This window comes from aff. Roholtiella sp. LEGE 12411 (genome assembly GCF_015206995.1).
Taxonomy (GTDB): domain Bacteria; phylum Cyanobacteriota; class Cyanobacteriia; order Cyanobacteriales; family Nostocaceae; genus Komarekiella.
This window is the reverse complement of record NZ_JADEXR010000276.1, coordinates 1-2,974: the sequence shown is the minus strand read 5'-3', so window position 1 is coordinate 2,974 and position 2,974 is coordinate 1. Positions and strand designations below refer to the sequence as shown.

2 protein-coding genes are annotated in these 2,974 nt (G+C 45.6%); both read right to left on the bottom strand.

What is annotated here, in order from left to right; translation table 11 throughout:
- Positions 1-399: 399 nt before the first annotated feature.
- A complete protein-coding gene (locus IQ246_RS29280; RefSeq protein ID WP_194006787.1) occupies positions 400-1,254 on the bottom strand; it encodes a tyrosine-type recombinase/integrase in 855 nt (284 codons plus the stop codon).
- A gap of 207 nt (positions 1,255-1,461) precedes the next feature.
- Complete coding sequence (locus IQ246_RS29275; protein WP_194006788.1) at positions 1,462-2,844, bottom strand: hypothetical protein; 1,383 nt, start codon at positions 2,842-2,844, stop codon at positions 1,462-1,464.
- Positions 2,845-2,974 lie beyond the last annotated feature (130 nt).

Genomic DNA, 2,974 nt, shown 5'->3' with positions numbered 1-2,974 from the left:
GTTCGTACGCATAATCTCCCGGTTCTAATTCTAAAAGTTCGCAAAACTTAAGATAGTCAGTCTGCCAGTTAAATTCACCGATAGCCGTAGCAAATCTTTGGGCCAAATCCCGTGATGACAAATTTGCCGTGGGTTTACCGTTATGGTTGTAAATCTCGCCTCTTTCGGTCATATTTTTTACCAAATGAGATTAATAATATTTTTGTATTATTAGCCATTTTTGGCGTGACCACGTAAACTGAAAAATGCGGTGAAAATCACGGTGTATGGTAGATGAAGCGCGATCGCCACGGCAAAGCTAAGATTCTCAGCCATGAAGAAATACAGCTACTCTTTACCAACGGCTTGAAGGCATCAAAAAGCTTCAAACACTACCGCTCAAGCGCTAGCTTTTTATCATCAACTATCATCTTCTTCATCTAGTAAATACAAGCCGCTGCTTTCAGTCGGTCGAGCGTGCAGGTACATTTCAGTAATTGCAACTGAACTGTGCCCCAAAGTTTTTTGCAACAAGTGAATTGGCGCTCCTCTATCAAGACTATGACTTGCATGAGAGTGCCTCAGCCAATGTGGACTGACATTTGATTCTAGATCTGCACGCTTTGCCGCATTTCTGACGATATGAAAAACCATACTTCGGCACAAATGACCGCCTTTACCAGAAACAAACACTGGGTCATCTTTTTTGGCTTTTCCCTTTAATTCTTGAATCTCGCGCCAAATGCTAGTACCAATTAGCACTACTCTAGTTTTATCGCCTTTGCCAAATACCGTTATTTGTCCACCATCCTTACGAGCTTTCAAATCACGCCACTTCAGTTCACAAAGTTCACTGACTCGTAGCCCAGCAAAATAGAGTAAGCGAATGATAGCCCGATCGCGTGGACTAAGGGCAGCATCCATTACCCCCCTTACTTCCTCTTCGGTAAGAATTCTTTCTGCCAATCGGTTTTTTACCTTCGGTGATTTAACCAGTGTTCCCATGTTGGCTGATATCACGCCTAACTCTTTAGCAAAGGAAAACAGACTCTTAATCGCTCCTACTGCTGTTCGCTTTGAATTGTCACTTCCCGAAAGAGTTATTTCCCACGTTTGCAAATCCATAAGAGTAACTTCCCTCAAAGACTTATTGCCAATGTGGATCAAAAAACTGCGCGTCAATCGACTGTAGCTCTGCTGGGTATTTTTTGACTTCCCATACAGCCACAGGTCAACGAGTTCGGGGGTAGTCAGCGTGGAGGAATCATTCAACATAGCTTACTCTTATGTTGAATCCACCTTTATTAAACATTAACGTGGGGACATTAATGCTAACGAAAAGCAGATCGCTCACGGCAGAAGTAATTTTTTCTGCTTAGGGACGCGCTCACTTCAAAGAAAGCAGCAGCCAAACACCGATAGCCAGCAATAGGGCGAATGCCAAAAATACTAGTTGGGGCATGATTTTTCAGTGGTTAAGACTTACTCGCTCTGGCAAAATCGCAATTCATCTCTGGAATACCTGTCGGTCTTTTTGGATTGCTCCTTCCAACAATCCCAGGCGACTACCAACTCGTCTCCCAAATCCTCTATAACTTCTCCCCGTTCCGCATACAAAGTTCGATAAGGATCAGCGTGGGCCACAATAGAACCGACTTTGATAGTTTGGGGCTGGGCAGATGCTTGAGAAAGTCCAGTAATCAGCTTTATTTCGTCGGTGGACAATTCAGCCCGATAGTCCTTTTCAATCGACTGATATTTTTCAGCCACCGCCCAATAGTCCTGCCAACTGCATCCAGGCTTAGACAAGACAGCCCGAATCTCATTAACCGCCTGGGGTAACATCTGCAATTGTTCGGCGCGGTGAGCTATAGCCTCTTTTGTCGGGTCACTCCCCAGAATTATTGCCGCAGCTTCCAGTACTTTGGCGCTATTCATCGCACTTGCTAAATTCCCCAAAGCCATACCCATCAGCCGCAGACATTCTTGGGCATTTTCCTTGGGTGCTTCAACCGAGAGCGATCGCAAATCAATGGTTTTCTCTAGGGACTGTTTCACCTGCTTGTTTAACGCTTTAGTCGCCTGTTGCGTCATGGTATTCCCCCATTGTTGGTCAGGATGCTGTTGTACGGCGTTTTCCAAATCCTGAATGCGAGAAAGGAGTTGTTGATTCTCAATCTCCAACTGCCTTAACCCCTCCATCTCATCCAAGCGCTGCTGCAACTGAATGTTCTGCTCTTTTTGTTGCTGTAGTAATTCCTGGTATGCCGACAGTTGCTCCTTAATTTGTGCCTCAGCCCTGGCGGTAGCCTCAACTTGCAAGCCAATCCTCAAGTCCTGTTCCAGTCGCTCTAACTCAAGCTGGTGCTGCTGTTTGAGAGATGCGATGCTTTCAATATTTTCAGGAACCAATGGTTCTTTGACTTTTTTGCGTGGTGTGGAAGGAACCAATTTTTTAGCAGCAGCGGCAAAGTCCGATTCACTAGGGGAGGAGTTGCCTTCAAGTGCAAGAGCTACGGCGGACTTAAGTTTCTCTGGTTCTTTGGCTAGCCGAACTAACGGACGGGCTTGACGCTCATTTTTGATGTGCTTGCCCAACTCGCCGGATGCGTCAATGACTGTCTTGGCTCCTAGCAGCTGATTTATCCGCCGATAACCGCCCCAGGCGGATAATTCAGCTTGGCAGTATTCTTCAAAGTTTTTGTACCCAGCTTGCAGGTAAAGTTGTTGCTCCCGCATTTGCATAATTTCATCTACCGCTTGCCACTCGAACCTGTCGATGGCCGTGAAGGTTTCCTGGATACTGCTGTTGAGCTTGCTGTAGTTAAGGGTTGAGGTTGTTTCGGAACGGTCTAGTGTCAGCATGGTTCTAAACACAATTGTTTGCGATCGCCTCATCAAATGGTTGATGAATTTTTCAAACAAGATCCAGTCGCATTAAATCACTGCCTGCGAGTGGACAGAGGAAATGCTTTAACTTGTCCTCGATGTCCTC

Coding starts and splice junctions, on each gene's coding strand:
- IQ246_RS29280 (WP_194006787.1), bottom strand. CDS start 1,254: ATGTTGAATGATTCCTCCACGCTGACTACCCCCGAACTCGTTGACCTG.
- IQ246_RS29275 (WP_194006788.1), bottom strand. CDS start 2,844: ATGCTGACACTAGACCGTTCCGAAACAACCTCAACCCTTAACTACAGC.